Source organism: Streptomyces pilosus, assembly GCF_014649835.1.
GTDB classification, from domain to species: Bacteria; Actinomycetota; Actinomycetes; order Streptomycetales; family Streptomycetaceae; genus Streptomyces; species Streptomyces pilosus.
Genome location: NZ_BMTU01000012.1, coordinates 1 through 19,649, shown reverse-complemented (window position 1 = coordinate 19,649; position 19,649 = coordinate 1). Strand labels below are relative to the sequence as shown.

General features: G+C 70.5%; 19 protein-coding genes and 1 pseudogene. 12 read left to right on the top strand and 8 right to left on the bottom strand.

Annotated elements, in window-relative coordinates:
- Positions 1-46: 46 nt before the first annotated feature.
- Positions 47-1,387: an NsdA family TPR-like regulatory protein gene (locus tag IE118_RS25560; RefSeq protein WP_189560394.1), complete on the top strand. Its 1,341-nt coding sequence runs from the start codon at positions 47-49 to the stop codon at positions 1,385-1,387.
- Positions 1,388-1,471: 84 nt separating this feature from the next.
- Here the strand turns inward: IE118_RS25560 and IE118_RS25555 are convergent, their stop codons facing one another.
- The gene (locus IE118_RS25555) at positions 1,472-2,527 is read right to left on the bottom strand and encodes a porin PorA family protein (protein ID WP_189560393.1); all 1,056 of its coding nucleotides are present in this window, start codon (positions 2,525-2,527) and stop codon (positions 1,472-1,474) included.
- Between the two features lie 339 nt (positions 2,528-2,866).
- Here IE118_RS25555 and IE118_RS25550 point away from each other — a divergent pair, with 339 nt between their 5' ends.
- Positions 2,867-3,412, top strand: a complete 546-nt coding sequence (locus IE118_RS25550; RefSeq protein WP_189560392.1) for an NUDIX hydrolase — start codon at positions 2,867-2,869, stop codon at positions 3,410-3,412.
- Positions 3,413-3,468: 56 nt separating this feature from the next.
- Here IE118_RS25550 and IE118_RS25545 read toward each other — a convergent pair whose 3' ends face one another.
- On the bottom strand, positions 3,469-4,329 hold the full coding sequence (locus tag IE118_RS25545; protein ID WP_189560391.1) for a 3-hydroxybutyryl-CoA dehydrogenase: 861 nt from the start codon (positions 4,327-4,329) through the stop codon (positions 3,469-3,471).
- A gap of 167 nt (positions 4,330-4,496) precedes the next feature.
- Between IE118_RS25545 and IE118_RS25540 the strand changes: the two genes are divergently transcribed.
- Positions 4,497-5,744 carry a glycoside hydrolase family 10-like protein gene (locus IE118_RS25540; RefSeq protein ID WP_189560390.1) on the top strand — a complete coding sequence of 416 codons (1,248 nt, stop codon included), beginning with the start codon at positions 4,497-4,499 and terminating at the stop codon, positions 5,742-5,744.
- A 1-nt stretch (position 5,745) separates the two neighbouring features.
- Here IE118_RS25540 and IE118_RS25535 read toward each other — a convergent pair whose 3' ends face one another.
- On the bottom strand, positions 5,746-5,946 hold the full coding sequence (locus tag IE118_RS25535) for a DUF1918 domain-containing protein (protein WP_189560389.1): 201 nt from the start codon (positions 5,944-5,946) through the stop codon (positions 5,746-5,748).
- Positions 5,947-5,958: 12 nt separating this feature from the next.
- On the bottom strand, positions 5,959-6,876 hold the full coding sequence (locus tag IE118_RS25530) for a DMT family transporter (RefSeq protein WP_189560388.1): 918 nt from the start codon (positions 6,874-6,876) through the stop codon (positions 5,959-5,961).
- On the opposite strand from IE118_RS25530, the gene IE118_RS25525 reads away from it, so the two are divergent.
- From IE118_RS25525 to IE118_RS25515, 3 genes are all read left to right on the top strand, one after another.
- Entirely contained in the window at positions 6,875-8,311 is a 1,437-nt protein-coding gene (locus IE118_RS25525) for an aminotransferase-like domain-containing protein (protein ID WP_189560387.1), read from the top strand. The genes IE118_RS25530 and IE118_RS25525 overlap by 2 nt on opposite strands.
- Before the next feature lie 39 nt (positions 8,312-8,350).
- Positions 8,351-8,788, top strand: a complete 438-nt coding sequence (locus IE118_RS25520; protein WP_189560386.1) for a GNAT family N-acetyltransferase — start codon at positions 8,351-8,353, stop codon at positions 8,786-8,788.
- A 120-nt stretch (positions 8,789-8,908) separates the two neighbouring features.
- Positions 8,909-9,502, top strand: a complete 594-nt coding sequence (locus tag IE118_RS25515; protein ID WP_189560385.1) for a histidine phosphatase family protein — start codon at positions 8,909-8,911, stop codon at positions 9,500-9,502.
- Here IE118_RS25515 and IE118_RS25510 read toward each other — a convergent pair.
- Positions 9,484-9,927, bottom strand: a complete 444-nt coding sequence (locus tag IE118_RS25510; protein ID WP_189560384.1) for a DUF6314 family protein — start codon at positions 9,925-9,927, stop codon at positions 9,484-9,486. The two genes, IE118_RS25515 and IE118_RS25510, sit on opposite strands and share 19 nt — an antisense overlap.
- A gap of 322 nt (positions 9,928-10,249) precedes the next feature.
- A complete protein-coding gene (locus IE118_RS25505; RefSeq protein WP_189560383.1) occupies positions 10,250-10,804 on the bottom strand; it encodes a DoxX family protein in 555 nt (184 codons plus the stop codon).
- Between the two features lie 280 nt (positions 10,805-11,084).
- Between IE118_RS25505 and IE118_RS25500 the strand changes: the two genes are divergently transcribed.
- From IE118_RS25500 to IE118_RS25480, 5 genes and pseudogenes are all read left to right on the top strand, one after another.
- Positions 11,085-11,906 carry a TnsA-like heteromeric transposase endonuclease subunit gene (locus IE118_RS25500; RefSeq protein ID WP_189560382.1) on the top strand — a complete coding sequence of 274 codons (822 nt, stop codon included), beginning with the start codon at positions 11,085-11,087 and terminating at the stop codon, positions 11,904-11,906.
- The gene (locus IE118_RS25495) at positions 11,906-14,194 is read left to right on the top strand and encodes a transposase (protein ID WP_189560562.1); all 2,289 of its coding nucleotides are present in this window, start codon (positions 11,906-11,908) and stop codon (positions 14,192-14,194) included. Before IE118_RS25500 ends, IE118_RS25495 begins: the two co-directional genes overlap by 1 nt.
- Positions 14,191-15,474, top strand: coding sequence for a TniB family NTP-binding protein (locus tag IE118_RS25490; protein ID WP_189560381.1), 1,284 nt, complete (start codon positions 14,191-14,193; stop codon positions 15,472-15,474). Before IE118_RS25495 ends, IE118_RS25490 begins: the two co-directional genes overlap by 4 nt.
- Positions 15,475-15,488: 14 nt before the next feature.
- Entirely contained in the window at positions 15,489-17,306 is a 1,818-nt protein-coding gene (locus IE118_RS25485; RefSeq protein WP_189560380.1) for a TniQ family protein, read from the top strand.
- 42 nt (positions 17,307-17,348) lie between these two features.
- A pseudogene (locus IE118_RS25480) lies at positions 17,349-17,986 on the top strand (transposase).
- On the opposite strand, the gene IE118_RS34830 reads toward IE118_RS25480, so the two are convergent.
- Together IE118_RS34830 and IE118_RS25475 are read right to left on the bottom strand one after the other, a co-directional pair.
- Entirely contained in the window at positions 17,976-18,143 is a 168-nt protein-coding gene (locus IE118_RS34830) for a DUF7677 family protein (protein ID WP_434100249.1), read from the bottom strand. The pseudogene IE118_RS25480 and the gene IE118_RS34830 overlap by 11 nt on opposite strands.
- 27 nt (positions 18,144-18,170) lie before the next feature.
- Positions 18,171-18,590: a VOC family protein gene (locus IE118_RS25475; protein ID WP_189560379.1), complete on the bottom strand. Its 420-nt coding sequence runs from the start codon at positions 18,588-18,590 to the stop codon at positions 18,171-18,173.
- Between the two features lie 356 nt (positions 18,591-18,946).
- Between IE118_RS25475 and IE118_RS25470 the strand changes: the two genes are divergently transcribed.
- On the top strand, positions 18,947-19,570 hold the full coding sequence (locus IE118_RS25470) for a hypothetical protein (RefSeq protein ID WP_189560378.1): 624 nt from the start codon (positions 18,947-18,949) through the stop codon (positions 19,568-19,570).
- The last annotated feature ends 79 nt before the right edge of the window (positions 19,571-19,649 follow it).

Below are 19,649 nucleotides of genomic sequence, written 5' to 3'. Positions count from 1 at the left end.
CGTCCGGCCACTAGTCTGTCCGCACCGAGCCAACCGGGGGGCCCGCATGCAGCCCAACACTCTGCTCGACGCCATCCTGGACGAGGCCGGCGTCTCGCACGCCGGGCTGGCCGCGCACGTCAACCAGGCCGGACGGGCGCGCGGTCTGACCCTGAGGTACGAGCACACCGCCGTCGCCCGCTGGCTGAAGGGGCAGCGGCCGCGGGGCCAGGTGCCCGACCTGATCTGCGAGGTGCTCGCCGCCCGGCTGCGGCGCCCGGTCACCCTCGACGACATCGGCCTGGGCGTGCCCGGCGAACCGGCCGCCCCGCACACCGGCTCGCTCTCCGGGTTCGTCGAGCGGGCCACCGCGCTGTGGCGCTCCGACCAGCAGCGCCGCCCGCACCTGCGCGACGCCCCCGCCGTCACCGGAACGCCCGCCGTGATGCCCGTGTGGGAGTGGGAGAACCCGCCCGAGGACGTCGACGTCTCCCGCGGAGGCCGGCACCGGGTCACCCCGACCGACCTCGACATGCTGCGCGCCGCCCGCAGCCACTACGAGCAGCTGTACCGCAAGGCGGGCGGCGTGGCGACCCGCACCCGGATCGTCGGGTTCCTCAACAGCGAGGCCGCCCCGCTGCTGCGCGGCGGCTACACCGACGCCACCGGCCGTCAGCTGCACCGGGCCACCGGCGGCCTGGTCGCGGTCGCCGGCATCTGCGCGTACGACTCCGACGCGCACGGCCTCGCCCAGCGCTACTTCCACCAGGCGCTCCGGCTGGCGAAGGCCAGCGGGGACCGGGGCCTCGGCGCGTACGTGATCGCGCTGCTCGTCAACCAGTCGCTGTTCATGCGGGAGTACCGGCAGGCCGTGGCCTTCGCGGAGGCCGCGCTGCGCGCCGCCGGCACCCGCCTCACCCCGGCCCTGGCCTCCGACCTGTACGCGATGCAGGCCAAGGCGTACGCGCACCTGGGGGACGGCACGAGCGCGCTGTCCTGCATCCGGCGGGCCGAGCAGTCCGCCGAGCGCATCCGGCGCGGACACGAACCCGACGAGACCGGCTACGTCCAGCCGGGCCTGGTCAACGTCCAGGTGGCGGAGGCGTTGCTGAGCCTCGGTGAGCTGGCGGCGGCCGGGGAGCACGCCGCGGCCGCCGTGGACACCCCCGCGCACGACCGGGGCCGGGTGCACCGGCTGGCCATGCTGAGCACCGTCGAACTGCGCCAGGGCAATGCCGACCGGGCGGTCGCCATCGCCGTGCAGATGGCCGAACAGGCCCGCGGGATGGAGTCGCAGCGGTTGCGCGACCGACTCCGCGCGGTGCGCGACCGCCTCGTGCGCAGTGGCTGCGCCGGCACCACCGAGGCGGCCGAACTCATCGACGGCGCCCTGCGGGTACCGCTCTGACCGTCCCGGAAGGTCCGGGCACCGGTGCGGGAGCGGCGACCGGGGCGGAGCGGCGACCGGGGCGGAGGGCCGCCGGGCGTTCCGCTACCGGGGCTGCGGCGTCTGCGGTTCGGCGGACGGTGCCGTACCGGTCCGGCGGTCGCCGTCGCCGTCGCCGGTCCGGCGGCGGGCGCCGCGCAGGGCGAGGAACCCCAGGAGCAGGCCCAGCACGAGCAGGCCGATCGGGCCGCCGGTGCTCACCAGCCACAACAGGCGCGCGGTGGTGGCGGCTTCGTCGGCCTGCTTCTCCACCGACGCCTCCGCTCCCCGGACGCTGACGTCGGTCACCGGGAACAGCGTCACCGGCCCGTTCCCGCCCGTGGTCCGGGCGAGCACGGTCTGGTGCAGCGCGCCGTCCAGGGACAGGCCGGTGTCCGCGTCGACCCAGGCGCGCCGCTCGGTGGTGGAGGTGTAGGTGAGCGGCACGGTCTCCGGCAGGGCCGCCAGCACGGCCGCGTCCGGGCGCCGGTCGGTGGGCAGGGCGGCGGCGAGGCCCGCCACCACCTGCCGGGGCAGCGCGGGGGGCAGCGCCTTCGCGGTGGACGGGTCGGCGAGCGCTCCGTCGGCCTCGACGACGTAGACGTACGCCTCGCGGCCGGACACGGACTCCGTCCGGTCGTAGCGGGCGGGCACCGCCTTGCGGGTGCCGGTGTCCCAGAACCGGTAGTCGCGCCGCTCGGGCTCCAGGGGCCAGGAGATGACCAGGCCCTCGTGCTCTTCGGCGCCGGAGCCCGCGGGGACCGGACGCTCCGTCAGGTCGCGGCGGTCCACCGCCCAGACGTCCTCGGAGGAGTTCAGCTCCGTGCCGTCGCGCCCGCGCAGGACGACGCCGTCCGAGACGACGGCGGTCCGGCCGCTGGTGTCCCGCACCTCGACGCTGCGGTCCAGGACCACCGGCAGGTCCGCCAGGAACGCCTTCGAGAAGTCACCGGCCTCCAGTGCCGCCGGATTCAGCAGCGTGGCGCTGCCCTCGAAGCGGAACGTGGTGCGGGTGTCGTCGGGCACCTGGTGCAGGGCGGGGTGGAGGGAGAACCGGGTGAGGGCCGAGGCGGTCACCAGGACCACGGCCGATCCGGTCAGGATCCAGCTGCTCTTGCGCATGGCTTCTCCTTGGTGCGGTGTCCGGCTCGTACCCGCAGGCCGCCCGCTGCTTAGCGAGCGATAGGTCAACCTAGGAGGGAGGGGTGAGGCCGTCAACACATAAGAAGCAAGGGGAATGACTGCCTCTCAGTTGCTTAGCGAGCGCTAGGTCAGTCTGGCCGGACGGCGGTCAGCGCCTCGCCGTCGCGGTTCCACGGGACACCGCAGACCAGGGGCCCGCACGGTCGCCGTGCGCCGCCGCCGCGCCCGCCGCTGCCCCACGGGTGGCCCCCGTGCGCCTCCTGCGGGAGCGGTCGGTGCTGCGATATTGCCACTCACCGATCGGAAGGTGGCAGAACCGTGCAATGGACGAAACGGAACGAACAGCCCGTGTACGCGAACCGCTGGTTCAGCGTGAACCTGGCGGATGTGGAACTCCCGGACCGCCGGCACCTCGACCACTTCCTCATACGGCTGCGTCCCGTCGCCGTCGCCACGGTGGTGAACCGGGCCAACGAGGTCCTGCTGCTGTGGCGGCACCGCTTCATCACCGACAGCTGGGGCTGGGAACTCGCGGCCGGCGTGGTCGAGGACGGAGAGGACGTCGCCGGGGCCGCGGCGCGGGAACTGGAGGAGGAGACAGGCTGGCGGCCGGGCCCCCTGCGCCACCTCATGAGCGCGGAGCCGTCCAACGGCCTCACCGACGCACGGCACCACGTCTACTGGGCCGACGAGGGCGAGTACGTCGGACACCCCGTGGACGACTTCGAGTCGGACCGCCGCGAGTGGGTGTCCCTCAAACTCGTCCCCGACATGGTCGCCCGCGGAGAGGTCCCGGCCGCCACCATGGCCGCCGCGTTACTCCTGCTGCACCACCTCAGGCTCGGCCAGGACGGGCGGCCCTGACGCACGGGGGCCCGGCACCCCCGTCGAGGTGCCGGGCCCCTGGGGCGTCCCCGGGCTCAGCCGTAGGTGTAGAAGCCCGAGCCGCTCTTGCGGCCCAGCCGGCCCGCGTCGACCATGCGCTGGAGCAGCGGGGGAGCGGCGTACAGCGGCTCCTTGTACTCCTCGTACATCGAGTACGCGACCGACGCCACCGTGTCCAGACCGATCAGGTCGGACAGCTTCAGCGGGCCCATCGGGTGGGCGCAGCCCATCTCCATGCCGTTGTCGATGTCCTCACGGCTGGCGATGCCCGACTCGAACATCCGGATCGCGGACAGCAGGTACGGGATCAGCAGCGCGTTCACCACGAAGCCGGAGCGGTCCTGGGCGCGGATCGCGTGCTTGCCCAGCACCTTCTCGGTGAAGACCTGGGCGCGGCTGAGCGTGCCCTCGGAGGTGGTGAGCGCCGGGATCAGCTCGACCAGCTTCTGCACCGGGGCCGGGTTGAAGAAGTGGACGCCGATGACATGGTCCGGCCGCGAGGTGGCGACCGCCAGCTTCACCAGCGGGATGGAGGAGGTGTTGGAGGCCAGGATCGCGTCCGGCCGGGTCACGACCTGGTCCAGCACCTGGAAGATCTCGGTCTTGACCTGCTCGTTCTCGACGACGGCCTCGATCACGAGGTCACGGTCGGCGAACTCGCCGAGGTCGGTGGTGAAGCTCAGCCGGGCCTGGGTGGCCGCCAGCTCCTCCGCGGAGATCTTGCCGCGCTCGGCCGCCTTCGACAGGGAGCTGAACAGCCGGGTGCGGCCGATCTCCAGGGCTTCGCCGGTGGTCTCGGCGACCATCACGTCCAGTCCGGCGCGGGCGCACACCTCGGCGATACCCGCGCCCATCTGACCGCAGCCCACCACTCCGACGCGTTCGATGTCGGTCACATCGTCCCTTTCGCTTCTGCTTACGGCTGTGGCAGGGTGCCGGGTCCCGGGTCCTGCTCCGTTCGTGCACGTTACTCCGAAGTATCGATGATCGATCGCGCGGGTGGGGCATCCTGGCCGGGAGACGCTGCCCGACCAGCAGGTCCGGCGAAGTACGAGGGGGCGCGATGGGGCGGGTGTCACGCAGGGGATTCGCGGCGCTGGCGCTGGCCGGACTGGCGTCCGTGCCCCGGGCGTCCGCCGCCCCGCGGCGTGCCCCGGAGGCGGCCGGGGGCGGCGGCGCGGCGGCCGGCGAGATGCGCGGCATGTGGGTGGCCACCGTGACCAACCGGGACTGGCCCTCCCGGCCGGGCCTGAGCGCCGCCCGGCAGCGGGCCGAGCTGACCGCCCACCTCGACGCGGCCGTGCGCGCCCGGCTCAACACCGTCGTCCTCCAGGTGCGGCCCACGGCCGACGCCCTGTGGCCCTCGCCCCACGAGCCCTGGTCCCAGTACCTCACCGGCACCCAGGGCCGGGACCCCGGCTGGGACCCGCTCGGCACCGCCGTCGAGGAGGCCCACGCCCGCGGGCTGCAGCTGCACGCCTGGTTCAACCCCTACCGCGTGGCCGTGCACGCCGACCCCGGCCGGCTGGCCGCCTCGCACCCGGCCCGCCGCAATCCCGGCTGGGTGGTCGCGTACGGGGGCAAGCTCTACTACGACCCGGGGCTGCCCGAGGTCCGTGCGTTCGTGCGGGAGGCGATGCTCGACGCGGTGCGCCGCTACCCCGTCGACGCGGTCCACTTCGACGACTACTTCTACCCGTACCCGGTGGCCGGCCAGACCTTCGGCGACGACCGCTCCTACGACACCCACGGCGGCGCCTTCCCGGACCGCGCGGCCTGGCGGCGGGACAACGTCGACCGCCTGGTGCGCGAGACGGCCGCCGGGATCAGGGCGATCCGGCCCGGCACCCGCTTCGGCATCAGCCCGTTCGGCGTGTGGCGCAACGCGGAGACGGACGAGCGGGGCTCCGCCACCCGCGCGGGCGTGCAGACGTACGACGACCTGCACGCGGACACCCGCACCTGGGCGCGCGAGAACTGGATCGACTACATCTGTCCGCAGCTCTACTGGAACATCGGCTTCGCCCCCGCCGACTACGCGGAGCTGCTGCGCTGGTGGTCCGGCGTCGTCGAGGGCTCCGGCACCCGGCTGTACGCGGGGGAGGCGCTCTACAAGGCGGGCGACCCCGCGCAGCCCGCGGCCTGGCAGGACCCCGCCGAGCTGTCCCGCCACCTCACGCTGGCGCGGAAGCACCCGCAGGTGGGCGGGCACGTCTTCTTCGCCGCGCGTGAGGTGACGGCCGACCGGAACGGGGCGATGGCACGGGTGGTCGCCGACCACTACGGGAAGCCGGCCCGGCCCGCGCGCTGACCTACCGCTGCGAGGTCGTGGTCCGGTGCCGGATCTCGGTGTCGGGGCCGGGTGAGCACACGCCTTCGTGTCCGTCCTCGAAGCGGACGCGGTAGGGCGGGGTGCCCTCCTCGCCCATCACTTCGACGATCTCACCGATCTTGTCGTGCTGGCCGACCACCCTGCCGTGCTGGACAAGCTGGTCACCCGTGGTTGCGCGCATCGGGGCCTCCTCTCAACCGCGTGCCCTCTGGGTGACGGCGATGCACACCAGCACCGCCGCCGCCGTCAGCGGGGCGGCCACCGTCAGGTGCTCGTTCAGCAGCAGCACCGACCACACCAGTGTGAGCAGCGGCTGGGCGAGCTGCAACTGGCTGGCCTTGGGGATGCCGATGGCGGCCATGCCCCGGTACCAGACGATCAGCCCGAGGAACTGCGAACCCGCCGCCACCCACAGCAGACCGGTCACGCTGTGTGCGGTCAGCCGCACCGGCTCGGCACTCAGCGCGAGCGCCGCGACGGGCACGGTGAGCGGCAGGCACAGGACCAGCGCCCACCCGATCACCTGCCAGCCCGGCATCACCCGGGCCAGCCTGCCGCCCTCGGTGTATCCGGCCGCGCACACCAGCAGCGCCGCGAAGAGGTACACGTCGGCCGTGGTCAGCGCCCCGCCGCTCTGCTGCACGGTGAAGGCCAGCACGGCGGCGGCTCCGGCGAGGGCCGCCGTCCAGAAGGTGCGCGAGGGGCGGGAGCCGACCCGCAGGGCGGACATCAGCGCGGTGGTCAGCGGGAGCAGCCCCACCACGACGGCCGCGTGCGCGGTCGTCGAGGTCCGCAGCGCCAGGGTCGTCAGCAGCGGGAAGCCGAGCACCACTCCGCCGCCGACCACCGCGAGCCCCGTCCAGTGCCGGCGATCCGGCAGCGGAACGCGCAGCGCGAGCAGGCAGCCGCCCGCGATCACGGCCGCGAGCACGCTGCGCACGGCCACCAGCGACCAGGGCCCGAACCCCTCGAGACCCCAGGCGGTGGCCGGGAAGGTGAGGGAGAAGGCGATGACGCCGAGGGCGGCCTGCAGGGTGCCGAGGCCCCGGCCGTCCCGCCGGACGGGCACTGCTATCGACGGCGCGGCAGTAGCGCTACTCTGTGCTCTCATGCATGAGCGTAGCAGCGTGGGTGAACTGGCGGAACAGCTGCGAAGGGAGCTCGACCGCTACTCACCGGGCGGAAAGCTCCCTTCCAGCCGGGCCCTGGTGGAGCGGTTCAGGGTGAGCCCCGTGACCGTCTCCCGGGCGCTGGCGGTGCTCGCCGCCGAGGGCCTGGTGGTCACCCGGCCGGGCTCCGGAGCCTTCCGCGCCCAGCACCGCGCCCCGGCCGCCCCCGCGGGTGACACCTCCTGGCAGGAGGTCGCCCTCAGCGCCGACGGCGCCGCCGACCTGGTGCCGCGTTCGGTGGACGCCTCCGGCGTGCTGGTCTCGCTGGCCGCGCCGCCGCCCGGGGTGATCGAGTTCAACGGCGGCTATCTGCACCCCTCCCTCCAGCCCGAGCGGGCCATGGCGGCGGCGCTGTCCCGCGCCGGACGCCGGCCGGGCGCCTGGGGACGGCCCCCCATGGAAGGGCTGGCGGAACTGCGCGAGTGGTTCGCCCGGAGCATCGGCGGACCGGTCACGGCGGCCGGGGTGCTGGTCACGGCGGGCGGACAGTCCGCACTCACCACCGCCCTGCGCGCGCTCGCCCCGCCCGGCGCGCCCGTCCTCGTCGAGTCGCCCACCTACCCCGGCATGCTGGCCATCGCCCGGGCCGCCGGCCTGCGCCCGGTACCCGTCCCGGTGGACGCGGACGGCGTACGGCCCGCACTGCTCGCCGACGCGTTCCGGGCCACCGGCGCCCGGGTCTTCGTCTGCCAGCCGCTGTTCCAGAACCCCACCGGCGCCGTGCTCGCCCCCGAGCGGCGCGGAGAGGTGCTGCGCATCGCCCGCGAGGCGGGCGCGTTCGTCGTCGAGGACGACTTCGTCCGGCGGCTGGTGCACGAGGACGCGGGCCCCCTGCCCCGGCCGCTCGCCGCCGACGACCCCGACGGGGTGGTGGTGCACGTCTGCTCGCTCACCAAGGCCACCTCGCCCAGCTTCCGGGTGAGTGCCCTGGCCGCGCACGGTCCGGTGCTGGAGCGGCTGCGGGCGATCCAGGTCGTCGACACCTTCTTCGTGCCCCGTCCGCTCCAGGAGGCGACGCTGGAACTCGTCGGCTCGCCCGCCTGGCCGCGCCACCTGCGCGCGGTCTCGGCCGCCTTGCGGGCCCGCCGCGACGCCATGACCGCCGCGCTGCGCCTGCGGCTGCCCCGGCTGGCGCTGCCGCACATCCCGTCCGGCGGCTACCACCTGTGGCTGCGGCTGCCCGAGGGCACCGCGGAAACGGCCCTGACCGCCGCCGCCCTGCGGGCCGGCGTCGCCGTCACCCCGGGCCGCCCCTACTTCGCCGCCGAACCCACGGCCGGACACCTCCGGGTGAGCTTCGCGGCGGTGGCCGGCACCGGTGAGATCGCGGAAGGGGTACGGCGCCTGCGCACCGCCTGCGACGACCTGCCGGCATAAGGGTTCGACGCCGCCCGCCGGGCCTGACACCATCCCGCCATGACCGACACCCCACGCCTGCCCGAGGGCTACGAGATCTCCACCGACCCCGCCAGGATCGACGCGGCCCGTGTGCACGGATGGCTGTCGACCGACGCCTACTGGGCCCTGGGCCGCTCCCGGGAGAAGCAGGACGCGGCGATCGCCGGCTCCCTCAACTTCGGTGTCTTCGACGCCCTCTCGGACGAACAGGTGGCGTACGCCAGGGTGGTCACCGACCGGGCGACCTTCGCCTGGCTGTGCGACGTGTACGTCGACCCGTCGGTGCGGGGCAAGGGAGTCGGCACCGCCCTGGTCAGGGCCGTACGGGAGGAGCTGCGGTCCTGCGGAGTGAAACGCGCGATGCTGGCCACCCATGACGCGCACGGTGTCTACGCCAAGCTGGGGTTCCGCCCGCTGGAGCGGCCCGACCACTGGATGCTGCTCCACTTCGCGTGAGGCACCGTCCCGCCGGCCCGGCCCGTCCCGTTCCCACCCGTGAGCGACGGAGGGGATGCGCACGGTGACGGCGGGACGGCAACCCTTGACCAGTCGACCCCGGCGACTGACGATCGCGGCATGGCACTTCGGGTCACGTTCGTCGCCGCCGCGGGGAGCTCCTCGCTGCTCGCCGAGCGCTTCGAGGACGTCCGGCCGCTGGACCAGGCCGGATGGCACGAGGTGGAGCGGGCCGCGCACGAACTGCTGCCGCTCGCGGCGGCCGACCTGCGCTACTGCTCCCCGTCCCCGCGCAGCCGCGCCACGGGGGAGGGGCTGGGGTACGCGCCGCTGGTGCAGCTCGCCCTGCGCGACTGCGACATGGGCCGCTGGCGGGGGCTGACCCTGGGCGAGGCGATGGCCCGCGAACCGGGAGCTGTGGACGCCTGGCTGGCCGACCCGTGGGCCACCCCGTACGGCGGGGAGTCGCTGCCGGCCTTCATCGGCCGGGTGGGCGGCTGGCTCGACACCCGGCCGGCCGACGGCGACTGCGCGGTCGTCGCCGTGGCCGAGCCCTCCGTGATCCGGGCGGCCCTGGTCTACGTGCTCAAGGCGCCGCCCGCCACGTACTGGAGCATCGACGTGCGCTCGCTGTCCACGATCAGCGTGGCCGGCCGGGCGGGCCGCTGGAGCCTGCGGCTGGACGGGGCCCGCACTCAGCCGACGCGCGCGTAGCCGGTGTCGAGCTCCAGATCCTTGGCGGGCCCGCGCACCCGCCAGACCGTCCGCCAGTGGTCCGCGTCGCGCACGGTGAACTCGCCCCGGTAGAGATCCGCGGAGCAGGGGTGATCGGCGACGTACCGGCCCGTGGCGAGGTCCAGGTCGTGGAACGGGCGTCCGTCGGCGAACCGCACGTCGGCCGTGCCCCCGGGGCCCGGCAGGAAGCGCAGGGTCCGGACGGCGGGCCGGGTGACGCCCCGCCAGGTGAAATCGCCGGACTCCTCGTACAGCAGGCCGCCGCCGTCCAGCGGGCCGAGGACGGCAGCCCCCACGAAGCGCCCCCGGTCCCCGCTCGCCAGGTCCCGCACGGTCCGCTCGACCCGCCAGTCGCCGACCAGGTACGTCAGCACCTCGGGCACTGGCCAGTACTCGCCCCTCACGTCCCGTCCCCGCGCCTCTCCGCCGTAGCCCGCCCCATTGACGTGCCGCTGCCTCCTCCCTATCTTGCCGTTCGAAGTGCTGACCGAGGATCGACATACCGAACGCTCTGTGTCCCTCACATCCGAGAGAGCCGCGGAGTATCCATGTCACGCACCGCCCGCAGCCGTACCCGCCCCGGAGGCGGTCTCACCGCGATCGCGCTCCTGACGGCCGCCGCCCTCCTCCCCGCCCCCGCGCACGCCGATGCCGTCACCGACTACGGGCCGCCGTCACCGCGACGGCGGCCCGCAACCCGCGCCGGCGGGGGAACCGGCCGCAGTGTCAGTGGCGCAGCAGCAGGGTGGCGCCGGCCACCACCGCGCCGAGCACGACCGCGGCGACGCCGTACGTCAGACGGTGGGTGCGCAGCCCCGGGAGCAGCCGGTCCACGGCGATCCGGCCGGGACCGGTCAGGGCGAGCGCCACCGCGGCCAGGGTGATGAGGAGCTCGTACTCCACGCCCTCCGGGGCGAAGAAGCCGCCGCCCCACTTCACGGCGATCGCGTTGACCAGCGTGCCCGCGACGGCCGCCGCGGCGAGCGGGGTGAACAGACCGAGCGCGAGACCCAGCCCGCCGAGCGTCTCGGTGAGCCCGGCCACGACCGCGAACGCCTCCGGCGAGGGGTAGCCGAGGGACTGGAAGAACATCCCGGTGCCCTCCACGCCGCCTCCGCCGAACCAGCCGAACAGCTTCTGCGCTCCGTGCGCGGCCATGGTCAGGCCGAGCGCGAGACGCAGGACCAGCAGGCCGATGTCGTAGGCGCGGGCGGGAACGGCGGGTGCGTCCTGGCCGGCTGACGCGGTGGGGCGGGGGGACACGGTGGCGGGACTGGCCATGGGGGGACTCCTCGTGAGGGGACGGCGGGCCGGCACGGCGGGGCGCGACGGCCCGACAAACTTGAAGCTTCAAGCTAAACCACCCGGCGCCCTTACTTCAACTTTCAATCAGTAGTCCGGGCGCGGCCGGGGTCCTCCGGCGTCGGTGCCGGTTGCGACCGAGAATTTTAGTTGGCGGATGAGCACGTCTAGTTGGCGGATCTTGATTCCGTAACGCTGCGTAGCGATCAGATTCGAAGAATGACCCCCGCTGCCGGTCGGACAGTGCTGCTGTTGGCGTGTGAGTGAGACAGCGGGGGCGAAGATTCCGTCGGACTCAAGTCATCTGGACCAGCTCGTCACGGCCTACGACGTGGCTGCCCGGGTGCGGGATCGGCTGCTGCTCGGGGACGGCTGGTTGCGCCGGTGGAGCACGACGTGGCGTGTGGGTGCTGGCGAGGTCTGCTGGCCGGTCCGGGACATGGCTCACGTGCCGGTGCTGTCGTCCCAGCCGATGCGGGGGTTCACCTGGCGCGCGAAGCAGCGCCATCGCCCCGGGCTTGAGGTGATGACGTCAACGGGCAGGACGCACGGCTTCGAGTCGCTGGAGGAGATGCGGCTGCTGGTCGCGCTGGACTTCGTGGGTGCATCGGAGGTGCTGTCGCAGCCCTTCCGGCTGGACTTCGAGCATGTGGGCGGACGATCCTGGCACATCCCGGACTTCCTGGCCGTGATCGGCGGCGGGATGTGGTTGCTGGACGTCCGCCCGATGGAGTTGGTCAAGGACGACGACGCCCTGAAGTTCGCGGCGGCCAGGGAGACGGCGGCGGCATGCGGCTGGCGGTACTCGGTGGTCGCCGGCTGGCATCCGCATGTCTGGAGCGTCCTTGATCATTTGTCTTCGCGCCGGCGGCCGGCGAGAGATCTGCTCGGCATGCGGGACCAGCTACTCACGGCTGTCGGCGGCCGGGAGGGGCGAGTGATGGCGTTCTCCGAACTGGCGGAGGCGACCAGCATGCCTTCCGTCGGCCGGGCGAACATCGTCCGGCTGCTCTGGCAACGCGAGCTCGGCGTCGATCTGGGCAGCCCATTGCGCGACAGCTCGCTGATCTGGGCGGTGTGATGGCGGCGAGAGGGCTCCTGCAGGTCGCGCCGGGCAGGCGGGTCACACTCAACGGCGTCGAGTGGACGATCGAAGATGTCCAGGGCCAGCTCGGCCGGCTCGTCCTCGCAGATACCGACGGCCACACGGAGACCCGCTCGTTCCGCTGGCTCATCAACCATCCCGACCTGCGACTCCTGCCGACGGTCGAAGCATCAAAAGGACCGCTGCCGGCCTCCCGGCAGCCAAGGACACTCGCCGACCTGACCGAGGACCAGCTGGAGCGGGCCCGGCTACGGGCCTCGCACGTGCTGGAGGCTGAAACGGGGTTCCGGGAGGGGCACCCGGCTCGGGCCCGGCCAGGCGAACCTCGGCCTGCCTATGATCCGGACCGCACGACGCTGACCCAACGGCGTTACGCGAAGGCGGCGGAGACGAAAGCGATGCACCGTTCGGAGGCGGTCCGGCTCGGCCTGCAACACCTCAGTCTTCGGACCTTGGAGCGTCTGTCGGCCCTATCGGGCGACAGCCTTCTGTTGGCTTGCGCAGACGGACGCTGGACACGGCGACTCAGTGGGCACCGCAGCATCACCAATGAGGTACGGGAGGCAATCTTCGCGGTCAAGGCCGAGTGCGGCGAACGCGCCCGCCTGAGTCTGTCCGCCAAGCACCGGCTGATGCACCAGTACATGCGTGAGCGGTTCCCTGCTTTTCCGACCAGGAAGATTCCTTCCCGTGGGACGCTCGCGACCGTCTGGAAAGAGTGGTTCGGGTCCGATGGTGCCCAGCCGCGCTACGCGCGGACCGCCCAGGCCGCCGCTGAGGCCGGCGTCTCCGGCCGCATGGTGGTCCACCGGCCGGGCCAGGTGCTGGTGCTGGATTCGACACCGATGCCGGTGAAGCTGCGCGAGGCCGTGTTCGGCGAGGCAGTCACCGCGACACTGACCCTCGCGCTCGATCTCTACACGCACGGTCTGCCGGCTTTCCGGCTCACGCTGCAGTCCGACACCTCGGTCGACATCGCGATGCTGCTGCGGGACGTGATGCTGCCGCTTCCGATGAGGGACGGCTGGGGAGAGGACATGGAATGGCCCTACGCCGGGGTCCCGGCAGACGTGATCGCCGAGTTCACCGGGCACCGGGTCGCCGCTCTGCCGTTCTTCGCCCCGGAGACCGTCACCACCGACCACGGCGGCCCCTACAAGAACCACGACCTCGTGGAAGCCGAACGGGAGATCGGCTGCCGCATCCTTCCCGCACGCATTCTGCGGCAGACCGACAAGTTCGCGGTCGAGCGCCAGTTCCTCACCATCCAGACCATGCTCTTCGAGCATCTGCTGGGCTTCACGGGCGGCAACGTCGCAGACCGCGGTGCCGATCCGGAACGCGACGCGAGCCTCACGCTCGCGCAAGCCGAGCACATCATCGCGACTTGGATCGTTCAGATCTGGCAAAACCGCAAATTAGGTGAATACGCTCCGAGCTGGGCGCCAGGTGAGGACCACAGCCCCAACACCTTGTTCGCAGCGGCGATGGAACAGGGCGGGTTCGACCTGGACTTCCCTGAACCGAGCTTCTATTACAAGGTCCTTCGCAAGCACCAGGTGAAGATCCATGCACGGCGCGGAGTGAAGATCCTCGGGCTGTGGTACCACGCCCCGGTCCTCGACGAGCCGCGCTTCCTGCGGCCGTCCACCCGAGGCGGCAGGCACGCTGGCAAGTGGGTGGTCCGCAGTGACCGAAGGGACCGCCGGCAGGTGTTCTTTCAGGACCCTGTCGACCACGAGACCTGGCACATCCTGCGCTGGCGAGGGCTGCCGCCTGAAGGCGAGATCCCCGCCTTCTCGGACAAGACCGCCGACGCCCTCCTGACGCGCGTGAAGGCGAACAACATCAGGATCCACTCCGAGAGCGAGCTTTTGGAACATCTGCTCGGGATCCTCGGCTCGGTTACCCCCGTCGACCAATGGCCCAGCCAGGCCAAGAAGAAGGCCGGAAAGAAACGGCGCGTCGCCCAAGCCCGCGAGATTACCCGTGCACACGCTGCGGCCGCTGACCGCCCCGCCGCACCGGGCATCGCGGATGAGCCAGCTCCGGCTGAAATGCCCGCAGCCTGGGCCGAGCACGCCTGCACGATCGACCACGCGGTCGATGACGATCGCCGTCGGCGACGCGAAGAGGCTCTCGCCGACGTCAAGCCCGTGGCCCCGGCGACGCTGCACGAGGCCCTGAACCGGCGTCCCATGTTCCGGCTTCCGCCCCCCGACGGCTCGGAAGCCGATACACCTGTCCGGGAGGACGACACGTGACCCGAGCCCTCTCTTACGATGATCCGCTGGAGGGTCTGCCTTCACGAGCCAGGATCGCCGAGTTGATCCTGAGCAGTCGCCCACCACTCGATACCTACGTCGGCTGGCAGCACTACCGCACCCACTGCGGCCTACTAGTCCCCGCCGCGGCGATCTCGCCACAGCAGTGGTCGATGCTCCCTGATGGCCGCCAGTACGACTATGACCTCTACCGGGAGCTGACGAATGCGAACCTCCCGCTGCAGGACACCGCCATGCACGACAAGGTCGGCAAGCTGATCCGGCGCCGCTTGAGCGGCAACACGAGGAAGAAGAACGACCCGACCCGGGCCGGCGTGATGATCAGCGGCTGGGGCAACTACGGCAAGACCGCGTCTGTCTGCTCAGCCGGGGCCGTCTTCGAGAACCAGTGGCTGGAACTGCACAGCTACCTCAACCCCAAGGCTCGTCCAGGCACCCGCGATCTCCACGCGCCGGTTGTCTACGTCTCGACCCCGGTTACAGCGACTCCGAAGAGCCTTTGCACGTCGATCTTGGGGTTCTTCCGGGCCCCGACCCGCAAGTCGGCCACGCTGCCGGAACTCGTACGGCAGGTCGCCGACTCTCTGCATGACCATGGCGTCAAGGCACTGATTCTGGACGACATCAGCCGACTACGGATGCACAGAGCCGACGACCAGGACGTCCTGGACCTGATGCGAGCCTTCATGAGCCTGGACGTCACCCTGATCCTGACCGGCGTCAACATCCCCGGCATCGGGCTACTGCGTGAGGCCACGTGGAACAAGAAGACCCGGCAATGGGAGATGCCACAACTGGAGTCGACCCGCATCCACGGCTTGGAGATCACCCAGACAGAACACCGCTTCGAGCTCATCGAGATCGACCGGTTCCGCTACATCACCCCGAAACAGATCGCGGCCTTCGTCAATCACCTGGAGGGAATCGAGCAGCATCTGCGGCTGATGAACGCGAAGCAGGGCATGCTCACCGGCGGCACTATGCCGGAGTACTTGATGCGCCGCACCGGCGGTGTCATCGGCCTGCTGGGACGACTGCTCGAAGACGGCGCCCAGGAAGCCATGGAGTCCGGGAAGGAACTGATCGACGAGAGCCTGCTGGACGAGATCGTGCTCCGGCGCGACGCGCCAGAACAGCCGCCGGACGAACCGGTGATCCCGGCCGCCCCAAAGACCGCCGGCAAGAAGGCCACGCGGGCGAAACGACCCCGGAACACCGTTTTCGATGACCCTGGCCCGGCTGCCCGCGCGGGCGCCTGACGGATGGAGCAGTGATGCATCCATTGCCCCGGAGTCTCGAACCCTTGCCGGGAGAATCCCTGGTCAGCTATCTGCTTCGGCTTTCTCACCGACTCGGCCTTCCGCCTCTTCACCTGGCCCGCATGGCGGGCTTGGCCAACGGGTTTCACCGCACCCGCATCTCCCGCGAGCTGCTGTTGGACCTCACGCCGTCGCAGGTCGCGGGCTTCGCCCATCTGACAAGACTGTCCCCGCAAGAAGTCACTCAGTTGACCCTGTTGTCCTGGCGTGACCGCTATCCGCCGATCGCGCGTTCCCTCAATCAGTCCCAGCGCACATGGGCAGACACCTGGCTGTTCCTCAGCTCGCCGAGGTTCTGCACCTCTTGCCTGGCCGGCAATTCGACGGCTACCCAGCGTCTGCACGGGGGGCCCTGGCACAAGTCATGGCATTTGCCCGTCGTCTTCGCTTGCATCAGACATGAGCAGTTTCTGGAGCCGTGCTGCCCGCACTGTGGCCGGCCGAGTTCCGGATCCGAATTCCTGATCCCACGCGTCAACGACAACAGGCTTCATCCCGCGCAGTGCCGGTGGACGTCCGCTGAACCGCAGGCGAAGAAGCGGATGACCCGAGCCTGCGGCGGATGGCTGAACGAAGCCGGCCCGCATTGCATCCAGCCGCGGCCCACTGCGGCCTCCCTACAGTTCCAACAGGCCATCCTTACCCGTCTGTCTTCGTCGGCACCCGCGGCAGAGACCGCTGAATACTTCTCTGATCTGCGAATGGTTGCCACTCTCATCAGCACATCCTGGCCAGAAGCTCGATATCTGATGGACACAGCGTCGGTCGAGAAGGTCGATGTCTATGTCCGCGGTCGGCACGGGCCACACGAACGTCAGGCCCGCGACGCGCCTCCGCGAGATCCGATTGTCTGCGCCGCCGTTCTGCAGGCCGCAGACCGCGTTCTTGCTGCCGAGGACCTCTCCGGGGTTTTGTCACAGTTCATCCGAGCTGCCTTCCGAAGCAGCCCCAGCCACACACCGTGGGTGCGGCTCCTGGCCCGACACGAGCATGCATGTTCTGAGCGGTTGCAGGCAGCCGCTGAGCCTCTCACACGTGCCTTCCGCAAGGTTGGCGGCAGCCAGGGCATCCGGGCGCCGATTCGAGACGACTACCGGGCTGAGCACATCCCGGCGTTCCTGGAGCACGACTGGTATCAACGCCACCTCGCCCGCTTTTCGGGCCATGCTCCAAAGTTCCTTCGTCGGGCTGCCGCGGTCCAACTCGTTCAGTGGTCCGTGGGCGGCTCCCGGAGCGACGCGGCAGCGTTCCTCGGGATCAACCCCAACCGAGTCCAGTTCAAAGTTGCCAGCGAGCCCCGATTCTGGGCACAAGCGGGTTGCGATCCGACCGAGCTTGACGCGGCACTCAGGCAACTTGCTTCGGAACTGGGCGCGCACCCGCACCTCTTCGTCGACTACCGGCGCAGACGCGAGGCGCTTCGAGACTGGGCACTGGACCGGACCACCTGGATCGACCTGATCAACAAGATGCAGCCACTGCCGGGATCTATTCGACCCGACTTCGATGACCGTAAACGCCAGGAAGCCTCAGTCTTCGTCTGGGCCCAGGTGACACAGGGAGAACATCTCTTCGCCCCACGAACCATCGCAGCTAAACAGCCATCAAACGTGCGACGGAGGTGGGCGCAGCGCCGGAGCACCACGTGGTTCCAACTCACCCGCCCTGACCCACTCCCGCACTACGCTGAGCTGCGGAGAGTGCTTGACGATTACGCACGCCGGCTCGCCAGCGCCATCGACTCGGGGACCGCTTGCACCGGAGAATCCTAAGGGCTGTCCCGTAAGTGATCTTCCCTTACGATGATCTTGACCATGTCAGGCGTGATCACGTCGTCCGAGCCGTCCTGGATAGCCCCGTTCACCGGTCTGAGTCCCCGCGCCTTCGGCCTGGCCCCGCTGTTCGGGGTGTCGAAGTCGACCGCGGACCGGGTGATCGACGACCTCGGCCCGAGGTTTGCGCTGCGTCCCCGCCAGCGGTTCGCCAAAGAGGCGGTGCTGATCGTGGACGGCATCCTGGTGCCCACCCGGGACCAAAAGGTGGCCGAGCAGTCGAAGAACTATCGCTATTCCACCAATCATCAAGTGGTCATCGACGCCGACACCCGCCTGGTCGTGGTGGTCGGCCGGGCCGTTGCCGGCAATCGCAACGACTACCGGACCTGGGCGGAGTCTGGTGCGAAAGCCGCCGTCGGCAACACAACGACCATCGCCATGGCGGCTGCCCGGGTACCGGGCTCGTCATGCCGCACCGCCGCCGCAAGGGAGAGGATCTACCCGACTGGAAACAGGCACACAACAAGTCCCAATAGCAGGTTCGCGCCCGCGTCGAGCACGCCCACGCCCGGATGAAGACCTGGAAGATCCTGCGCGACTGCCGCCTGAGAGGCGATGGAGTGCAGCACGCGATGCATGGCATCGCCCGCCTGCACAACCTCGCCCTCACCGGATAGCGCCACTATGCAGGGGAGCGGGGTCGCGGGCGGGGCCAGCCTTACCCGGTGTGCAGTAACTGTAGAGATCGGTTGCAGCCCGGCGCTCCGCGTACTTCTCATTGACCGGTTCGCCGTGCTCGTCCAGTTCGAGGGCGTTGGCGAAGATCGCGAGCAATTGTCAATACTTGTGGATCAGTTGAGCTCACCGGCTCTGGGGTGAATTGATTGCGACAAGCTCGACCTCGAAGCCGTCGGCGTTTTCCAGGTAGGCCGCGTAGTGCTGCTTGCCGCCGGCGTGCGGGTGAAGCTCGGGGAACATCAGGCTCCAGCCGTGCTGGGCCGCGTCGGCGGCCAGCTTCTCGACAGTAGTGGCGTCCTCGACGTGAAAGGCCAGGTGGTTCAGCCCGGGGCGGCGGCGGTCATACCGGCCGGCGGTGAGGGCCGGGGACCGCTCGAGGACGAGGTAGGTCGGCCCGAGCAGCCAACTGCGGCCGGTGTCCCAGCTCTGCGAGACTGCGTAACCCAGCGTCTGAAGCAGCCAGCCGAGTGAGGCGACAGCGCGATCGAGATCGGGAACCCAGATCTCGACGTGGTGCAGTGCCCCGTGCGTCGGCCGGTTCACGCGGCCACCGCCTCCTCGCGCTCGACCAGGAAGCCGTTCTCGAACTTGGCGCCGACGCGGACAAGGGCGACGAGGTGTGCGCCGTGATGGTTACGGCCTTTAGCCGAGCTGCCCGGCACCGGCGCAATCGGTCGCGATCAGACCTCGTTCGGGTGAAGCGGCGCTGCTGATTCTGTGGCCAGCGGCTGCATCTGGTGATCCTCAGGTACGTCGGTCGGTGGCATCGAGAGGACTGGGGACTGCTCATGAGTCCGGATGTGCGTGTCGGCACAGGGACGGATACAGCCGATTCGCGAGGCCGCAGGCTGACGATCGCCGGCGGTCTCATGGTCGGGGGTTTCCTTCTCAATGTGATCATGACCGCTGGCTTCCATCCTTCGGGGGAGGAAGACGACCATCCGGCGATCTTCACCAAGTACGCGGACAGTGACCCCTGGATCGCCGTTCATCTCCTGCAGTTCATCGGCGTCTTGGTGACGCTGAGCGGCCTGCTCGTGCTCTACCGCGTCCTGCGCGGTGCCGATGGGCCTTCCCTGGTAGCGCAGCTGGGGGCAGCGGCAGCTGTTGCGACTGCCGCGATCTGGGCGGTTCTGCAGGGATTGGACGGCGTGGGACTGAAGCAGGCCGTCGACTCATGGGTCAGCGCGTCGGGCAGTGAGAAAGCGATCCGTTTCGCCAGCGCCGAGACCGTGCGCTGGCTGGAATGGGGGTTCCAGAGTTACTTCCGTATCCTGCTGGGGCTGACCCTCGCGCTCTTCGGGGCCGCGATCCTCGTTGGTCGCCGGGTTCCTGGTTGGCTGGGCTGGACGGCCCTTGTCGCAGGCGTGTGCTCTTTGATCTTCGGCGTCGATGTGGGCTACAGCGGCCTGGCCAGTGGTCTTCAGGACGTCCTCGGTATCGCCATTTTCATCCTTGTCCTGATCTTCGCCATCGGAGTGCTCGTCACCGGGGTGCGCGAGCGCGGTCGGCGCCACAGCTGAACGAAAACACGCGCGCTAAGAGGTCCTAACAGAAGTCGCTGATGGTGTGACTGTCGGCTCAGATGCTCGTTGCTCTGTT

Excerpts from the sequence above, each read along its gene's own strand:
- IE118_RS25560 (WP_189560394.1), top strand. The coding sequence starts at position 47 with ATGCAGCCCAACACTCTGCTCGACGCCATCCTGGACGAGGCCGGCGTC.
- IE118_RS25555 (WP_189560393.1), bottom strand. The coding sequence starts at position 2,527 with ATGCGCAAGAGCAGCTGGATCCTGACCGGATCGGCCGTGGTCCTGGTG.
- IE118_RS25540 (WP_189560390.1), top strand. The coding sequence starts at position 4,497 with ATGGGGCGGGTGTCACGCAGGGGATTCGCGGCGCTGGCGCTGGCCGGA.
- IE118_RS25535 (WP_189560389.1), bottom strand. The coding sequence starts at position 5,946 with ATGCGCGCAACCACGGGTGACCAGCTTGTCCAGCACGGCAGGGTGGTC.
- IE118_RS25525 (WP_189560387.1), top strand. The coding sequence starts at position 6,875 with ATGCATGAGCGTAGCAGCGTGGGTGAACTGGCGGAACAGCTGCGAAGG.
- IE118_RS25530 (WP_189560388.1), bottom strand. The coding sequence starts at position 6,876 with ATGAGAGCACAGAGTAGCGCTACTGCCGCGCCGTCGATAGCAGTGCCC.
- IE118_RS25520 (WP_189560386.1), top strand. The coding sequence starts at position 8,351 with ATGACCGACACCCCACGCCTGCCCGAGGGCTACGAGATCTCCACCGAC.
- IE118_RS25515 (WP_189560385.1), top strand. The coding sequence starts at position 8,909 with ATGGCACTTCGGGTCACGTTCGTCGCCGCCGCGGGGAGCTCCTCGCTG.
- IE118_RS25505 (WP_189560383.1), bottom strand. The coding sequence starts at position 10,804 with ATGGCCAGTCCCGCCACCGTGTCCCCCCGCCCCACCGCGTCAGCCGGC.
- IE118_RS25495 (WP_189560562.1), top strand. The coding sequence starts at position 11,906 with ATGGCGGCGAGAGGGCTCCTGCAGGTCGCGCCGGGCAGGCGGGTCACA.
- IE118_RS25485 (WP_189560380.1), top strand. The coding sequence starts at position 15,489 with ATGCATCCATTGCCCCGGAGTCTCGAACCCTTGCCGGGAGAATCCCTG.
- IE118_RS25470 (WP_189560378.1), top strand. The coding sequence starts at position 18,947 with ATGACCGCTGGCTTCCATCCTTCGGGGGAGGAAGACGACCATCCGGCG.